7 protein-coding genes and 1 pseudogene are annotated in these 7,126 nt (G+C 42.4%); 5 read left to right on the forward strand and 3 right to left on the reverse strand.

Features of this window, described 5'->3' with window-relative positions; genetic code table 11:
- Positions 1-205, forward strand: a pseudogene (locus M3090_RS14460) (DUF6557 family protein); the annotation flags it as partial.
- A 41-nt stretch (positions 206-246) separates the two neighbouring features.
- Here M3090_RS14460 and M3090_RS14465 read toward each other — a convergent pair.
- Together M3090_RS14465 and M3090_RS14470 are read right to left on the reverse strand one after the other, a co-directional pair.
- Entirely contained in the window at positions 247-1,230 is a 984-nt protein-coding gene (locus M3090_RS14465) for a hypothetical protein (protein WP_249057508.1), read from the reverse strand.
- Between the two features lie 20 nt (positions 1,231-1,250).
- Positions 1,251-2,180 carry a DNA-processing protein DprA gene (locus tag M3090_RS14470; RefSeq protein WP_249057510.1) on the reverse strand — a complete coding sequence of 310 codons (930 nt, stop codon included), beginning with the start codon at positions 2,178-2,180 and terminating at the stop codon, positions 1,251-1,253.
- Between the two features lie 219 nt (positions 2,181-2,399).
- On the opposite strand from M3090_RS14470, the gene M3090_RS14475 reads away from it, so the two are divergent.
- From M3090_RS14475 to M3090_RS14490, 4 genes are all read left to right on the forward strand, one after another.
- Complete coding sequence (locus M3090_RS14475) at positions 2,400-2,849, forward strand: DIP1984 family protein (protein WP_249057512.1); 450 nt, start codon at positions 2,400-2,402, stop codon at positions 2,847-2,849.
- Positions 2,850-3,100: 251 nt separating this feature from the next.
- Positions 3,101-3,544, forward strand: a complete 444-nt coding sequence (locus M3090_RS14480) for a DUF6557 family protein (protein ID WP_249057514.1) — start codon at positions 3,101-3,103, stop codon at positions 3,542-3,544.
- A gap of 131 nt (positions 3,545-3,675) precedes the next feature.
- Positions 3,676-4,098 carry a hypothetical protein gene (locus tag M3090_RS14485; protein ID WP_249057517.1) on the forward strand — a complete coding sequence of 141 codons (423 nt, stop codon included), beginning with the start codon at positions 3,676-3,678 and terminating at the stop codon, positions 4,096-4,098.
- Between the two features lie 26 nt (positions 4,099-4,124).
- Positions 4,125-5,015: a hypothetical protein gene (locus M3090_RS14490; RefSeq protein ID WP_249057519.1), complete on the forward strand. Its 891-nt coding sequence runs from the start codon at positions 4,125-4,127 to the stop codon at positions 5,013-5,015.
- Positions 5,016-6,383: 1,368 nt separating this feature from the next.
- On the opposite strand, the gene M3090_RS14495 is transcribed toward M3090_RS14490, so the two are convergent.
- Entirely contained in the window at positions 6,384-6,866 is a 483-nt protein-coding gene (locus M3090_RS14495; RefSeq protein ID WP_249057521.1) for a GNAT family N-acetyltransferase, read from the reverse strand.
- Positions 6,867-7,126 lie beyond the last annotated feature (260 nt).

A 7,126-nucleotide genomic window follows, 5' to 3' on the forward strand; every position in this document is an offset into this window, starting at 1 on the left:
GGAGGGGTGTTCTCCAATGATTGACATGAACTGCTCTGTCTACGACAAAGAAGCGGATGAAATTTTTCAGCCAATGGCAACCTATATTCCTTTGTCTGAAATCTTGGGCATGGACATCAATATAGAGCATGACATCATTATTACACCACAAGAATTGACGGCAGGATTGTTTTGGGAAATCACCTATTACGGACGGAAATCTTAGTCCGTAATAGGCGAAGTTAATATTTTGAGGATATTAAACTCTCATTTCTCCATTCGCCTGCTGAGCAGCAAAGTCACGTTTACATCCGGTGCTTCAGTTTCCACTCCGACACTTCCAAAGTAAATGTCTGTATAGCCCAACCACTCACGGATTCCTTGTTTAAATGAGTTCAGGGATAATTCATCTACCGGCTTTCCTAATGGGAACTGTAAGAATATCACGGCTGAATTGTATCGGGACAAGTCCAGTTGTTGGTAACGGGTCATTGATTCAAAGATATAATCCAACCTGTTTTCAATGTTTGAGGTCACCGAGCGGTAATCATACTGCCTGCCGTATTGGACATGGAGCAGAAACTCCACCTCGTTTCGCCGGAAGCTGCTGCCTTCGGCGGAAAGCTTCCTTACCAAGTTCTCGCGTGCGGCCATCTTGCGCAGATATTCTTTCCGTTTGTCCTGACGGTATTCCCGCTTTCGTTTTGAACGGTTCATGCGATTGTTAAAGAAATCACGTGTGTTTGTCCACTTGACATAACGCCGTCCGTCCTTCCCTTTACTGCGTAGTCGGCGTGGAATTTGATGCCGCCAGATGCTTTCTTCCAGTTTATCCAAAGCAACTTCATACTTATTATTCAAAACCTTTGAGCCGAATTTTCTTTGCCATGTTTCCTGTCTTTCCGCAGGTGAAAATCCCCAATACGTGATTTCCCACAAGCAATGCATGGCGAGTTCTGCCGGAGAAAGATGCACATCATCGGCTATGACGATTTCCTTGGCCAAGTCTTCTTCCCAACTGCTGTCATGCATTGGTCCGACGCGAATCCATTTTTCCTCGCATTCAAATACTCCGCCAGACCATTCCACGTGTATTTCTCCTTTAAACTCCGTGTCAGGTTTCATGCTTTGAAGAATGTCGTATGCCTCACGGAAAGCATACATGTTATCAAGATGCTTTGGTTCACGCTTTTTCAAATGCGGAAGAAGTTCGTCGAAACCAACTTGTGTTAATAGTTCTTTTAGTGTCATAATTATTTGTATTAGAAGTGTTATGCTATAACAATTTTATTATCTAAGTCTAATGTTATCTCCTGCCCAGGTCTAATGGGCAGAGCCAAGTTATAATCGAGCAGGAATTTATTGCCGGCGTTCAGCTCATTCTGCGTATCATACCGGACAGAATAAACATTGTTTTCCCAACCAAAGGGACCCCCGTTATATTCTTGGGCGAAGCGCACGGCATACATCGTGCCACTGATGATGGGACATTGAACCACGATAACCGATTGGGTCAAGATAACTTGCATACGGCAACGCGCCACCAGCTTTGTGGGGTTAGCTTTCACGCCGAAAGGATGTTCGGAAAGGATGGCTCCGCCCTTGGCGATTATTTCGTCCTGCAACGATTTGTTCACTCTTGGATGCGTGATATCTAAGCCTGAGGCCACCACAGCGATTGTCTGTCCGCTCGCATCAAGACAACCCTGGTGGGCAGCCGTGTCGCATCCCAAAGCCAGACCACTGATGACGATATGTCCTTGTTCACCCATCTGTTTAGCAAGCCCGTATGCCATGTCCAATCCATCTTTGTCCGCAGCACGGGCACCAATGATAGCCACATTGTCTTCACGGTTGAGTAAATCCTTATTCCCTAGCACGTGGACGAGCGGCGGTGCGTCTTCTCGTAAATGGCGGAAGTGATGAGGATACGCTTTGTCATAGTAAGAGATGGTGAACACTCCGGCTTTTGCTTGCTTGTCTAATATCCGTTTTGCCTTGTCGAGTTCGCGAATGGACATGGAAGCCCTTTCTTTCAGTGAATATCTTTCGCTTTCCATGTCTTCATATAGTTGCTTGGGAGAATACCCCAGCAACTGCAGGCATAATAATTCTTCTACCGAAAGATAAGAAAGCCTCCATGCCTCTATTTTATTTTGCTGCTTCTTGGCAGCCTCTTTCCAATCTTCGCTATTTTTCATAAGATGATATTTTATTTCACGGCAAAGGAAGCCTTTCGATGCGCCGAATCGGAGCATAGGCTGATTATTTTTTCGTCTGCTTTCGTCTGCTTTCGTTTGCATTACTCTACATGTGGTTCGAAAATTTATGATGGAAATACAAAATATCTTCGCCTTGTGCTGCGATTTGGCACTTTGATGACGGAACTTTGCATCATCAAACCAAATAGGAGGAATAGAATGAAACTGGCAGAAGCATTAAGCATCCGCGCCGACCTGCAAAACAGGATCGACCAATTGAAAAGTCGGCTAAAGTACAGTGCTAAGGTGCAGGAAGGTGACCAACCTTCTGAGGACGTGAACGAATTGTATAAAGAATTGGATGAATGCCTTTCGCAATTCGAAGAGATTGTCTATCGGATTAACCGCACCAACATGCAAACCGTGCACGAGGGAGAAACTCTCACCCAAATGATTGCCCGCAAAGACACATTGAAGTTGCGTCTGACGGTAATGCGCGACCTCTTGAAACATGTTGTTGGAAATGACCGTTACGGGCGACAGGAGATAAAATATGTCCGCACGGTGGACGTGGGTGAAATAAGAAAGGTTACGGACAACTATTCCAAACAGCTCCGAAACCTGGATATGAAGCTACAAAGCCTGAACTGGTCGGTAGATTTAATTTGACATAATAAGGCATAGTCCTTCTTTGCATCAGACAATGGCGGCACTTCCTTGTCACATGGCAGGGGCAACAAACCAAGGTGGCAACTGGTAGAGGCATGGTTATTACCGCGCATCTCCAGCACAGCGTACAAACGCATTCACGCATACGACCCCTGGGGGAAGATTATTGCGCATTACCTTGTGCCGATTGTTTTTAGAAAAAGGACGAGGGTGGGTTGAGGGAATTAGTATCATGATAAAAAAATAGTGTTATGACATTCAAGGAACTGTTTTCGCAATTCAGTTTTGCCGAAATCAGACCGGCATTCCTGAATTTATGGCAGACCAACGAACCGAAACTGGTCGAACATCTCGACTTGGGCAAATGGGAAAGAATCTATCAGAACGTCCAAGCGTTGGAGGCAAAATCATCCCAATACTATATCCGTTTAGTATGGCGTTGGGAAACCTGTAGTCCGATGATAGATATGAACTGCTCTGTATACGACAAAGCGGACAATCATCTCGACTGCCCTATGGCCTGCTATCCTTCGTGGTCGGAAATAGCTGGCATGGAAGTGGTGGTAGAAAAAGATATCGTGATTACGCCACAAGAGCTTGTAGCAGGCTTGCTGTGGGAAATCACTTACTTTGGCGGGACGGAAGAGATGGCACGAAAGAATATGGGAAGAACATTTCATGGAGGAACGAAATGAAACGAGAGCATATTGTCATGTTCATTTGGATATGTATTATTTCTGCCATAATGCTTTTCCTGCTTGTATCGCTTTGTGGAGGAATGTCGGAAGAACGGTGGGTAAGAATAGGTTTTTAATAGTAAATAGAAATGAAAGAATCAAGTAGAGAAGATTTGATACGAGTTATCAAGGATGAACAGGAAATAACAAAAGATTATTTCATCAATGTAGCCCAAGCAGAAGGATTGATTAATTTAGATCTGAATGATTTCAGAAAATTCGCTGATAAGTATAAAGTCGTAATGCAGATAACCGTTGATGCCCGCATCTCGGTTTCCGCTCAAATAGAAATTGCGATGGAGGAAATAAGGAAACATGGGATAACTGTGGTATCAGCCATTATTCTGTCTGTCTCGTTCAACTCTTCATATTCGTTGATGATGAAGGAGCTTGAGAGTGTATTAGATTGTTTAAACAATTTGACAAAACAAAATATAGAGGTGATATGGGGAATACAAGAATGTACCAATATTTTAAATCAATGCAGTGTATCTTTGTTTGTCTTCGTATAATCAAACTCACTAATTAATAAAACGGCATGAATAATATTAATGAAATATTCTTTGACAATCACGGGCTGACTTCCACATCGGCATCGCATTTGGCAGATTTGGCGCAAGAAGTCATAGCCGGGAATGAGGCAAAGTTGAAAAACATGACTTTTTTGACTACGAAAGTTGATATTGTAGGCTCACCTTCTGAATCGGGAAAAACTATATGTGTCGGTTATGACGGGAATATGCTGGACCAAGTGCGTCCTCTTTTAGAAAACATAGCCGCAATGAACGCTTTTTGCGCTTGGATGAGGGAAGCAGTCAAGGCTAAAGACAAAGAATTGAAACGGGTAGCAAACTTTACATTTGAAGAATGGTGTACGCTTCAAGGATTCGAAATACCTTCCAGTCCATCCTGTCCGAAGGAAACGACGGAAACGGATATCATTGCTCAAATGAATATCAAGGAGCGTAACCGCTATCTGCAATTGGAAGCCGTAGCTGCTACTATTGGAAAATACATCCATCCCGGAGGCCAATTTTCTTCTGCTCGTGAGGAACTACAGAACGGAATCATGAAGCCTTACAGTACCGATGGTAATGGAAAAGACACGCTGATTTACGCTCATGTTCCTTCCGTTGACCCGCAAAAAGTAGAAGATGTGTTTTTCGAACTCCAAAAATGGCATCGTCAGAATGAACGGGAGCTGAATAAAATGAAGTTTGCTATCAAAAAACAAGCCGAGAAGCAGACTTTAGAAAATATACATCGGTTCAAGCAGGAACTGGAAAGTGAAAAACAATGCCACATGAAGCTTTTCACTCAATACAAGGAATGGCAACTGAAAGAGCAGGAACGCATCTCTAAACTGAAAATTAATGTGCCGGAAGCCTTGCAAAGCACTTATGAGCAACTAAGCCGGCTTGAAGAATAAAAAAAGGTGTCGTGAACTTGCATCTCAATGGATGCTAATCACGGCTTTGATGGGGCAGAGGTTGTCGCTTTATTTCATGGAAATTAGAATAAGGATACCTAACTAACAAACGGCGGATGTTTATGGGTATAAAAAACATCCGGTCTTGGACCTTGGCTTTACCTGTGTCTTTGTCTTGGTATTCCTGCAAAAGGAATGCCGTATTGACAATCTCTGCCCCTAACTTAAATTTTGAATACAATGGAACATTTGAGAAAAGTATTAGGTCAACCGAAAAGAAAATTCACATCTTGGGAGAAGGTTTATATTGGTTTTATGACAATCGTTCTATCGTGCAAAATAGTATTATATATTTTTTGCAGATTACAGAATGAGCTAAAAGACTAACGAGAGATTGCCATATCCAGATGAATTCTTATCTCTAAGATATGCGATAAAAACAGGTTTCCGAGTTCAGTCAAAATATGGTCTTCTATGCTGGTCATTACATTGTATTTGTCGCAAAATTATAAATTATTTGCGACAACATTATGCTTTATGCAAAACAAAAGAGGGTACTTAACATTACCCTTCCAACGAGCTTAATAGCCATTTACCTCCCTAATTCTGCGTAAACAAACGGTTTCAGTTAGGGGCATTTAATGAGTTTCATAGGGGATAGTAAAACCTATAACCATCTGATATACAATTAAAATCAGCTAAACAGGCTATCACAAAATATCATTTTATCGTTCTCATAATCTGGAGGTCCCAGGTTCAAGCCCTGGCTGGTCCACGTTAAGAATCAAGCACTTACGAGAAATCGCAAGTGCTTTTTCTTTTATACAGTGACCTTCAGGTGACCTTTTTGAAGCGAAACTCTGTAATAGTGACCTTCTGTAGTTCCATGAAATTACAGAGAGTTTTTATAGATTTTTAAATAGAGAGAGTGGCTAAATCTGGCTTTTTAATAAATCGCTGCGATTATTCGTGTAAGGGATAAGATAAGACCGCAATAACTTGTCGAGGAATTATTTCGTAAATCTGTATAAGAAATATACCTACCTGAAATCAAAAGAGTTAGAAGAATTACCTCGTTTTGGGGTAATGAGTTGGTAACCGTTCCAATTGCCGTAGTCTGCATCGCTTTGCTTGTTCGGGTAACTCTTACGGATGCAAAAGTACGAAAAATATTCCGACTGGAATAATCATTCCCAATATTCTTTCAGCTGATTGGCATCCACTCTTATGCCGTTTGAGGCTTAAGGCAAATTGCAAACAAGGAAGCCACGGTAAAAGCAACTCTTATCCATAACAAATGAATGCATTGCATTTCCTCAGAGGTTTAGGTTGTCATGCGGGAAGCTATGTGTCAGTCGGTTAAAACCTTCAACATGAATATACTGGTTGCCGTATGCCCGGAATCTCCGAGTTGACCATCCAACAGCTGAAATCCCCGTTCCTTATACATATCAATGGCTTTACCAAACGAAGGGAATGTTTTATATACAGGCTGGTATAGCCCGCTTCCTTTGCACGGCGGACAATCAAATCAAGAATCATGCCTCCCAATCCTTTTTCTCGGACAGCAGGCGATAAATAATACTTGACTATTTCAGCACACTTGCCGGGCAAGCCTTTGGTGGGATAGAAGCCACAGCCTCCTTGAATCTCTCCGCCGTAATCAATCACCCAATATTCTGTATTTACATTTTCAACCGACTGACTGATGCAGTCCGTGACAGGGTCATCATACACCGTGCCTGTACGCGACACACCAAATTCATCAATAACACATCGTATCAGACGAGCCATTTGAGCATTATCCGTTTCCTTGATTGGACGGATGATAAAACCATCTTTTGTCTCCATATTGTTATCAGTTTATTTCCTATTCCTACAAAGATTCTCTTTGTTTTCGGGCAATGAATCTGTAGCCATTCCATTTACCGTGGTCTGCATTACTATATTCAGGCTGAATATTTGACATCCACACTTATGCTGTTTTAGAGTTGAAGCAATTAACAAGCAAGGAGGCTACGGTAAAAGCGATTCCTACTCCTACCACACCCGTCCATCCACAATGTTGCCAAAACAGACCTGAAACGAATGTTCCAGCAGAACCGCCCAGG

This window comes from Bacteroides sp. ET71 (genome assembly GCF_023336905.1).
Taxonomy (GTDB): domain Bacteria; phylum Bacteroidota; class Bacteroidia; order Bacteroidales; family Bacteroidaceae; genus Bacteroides.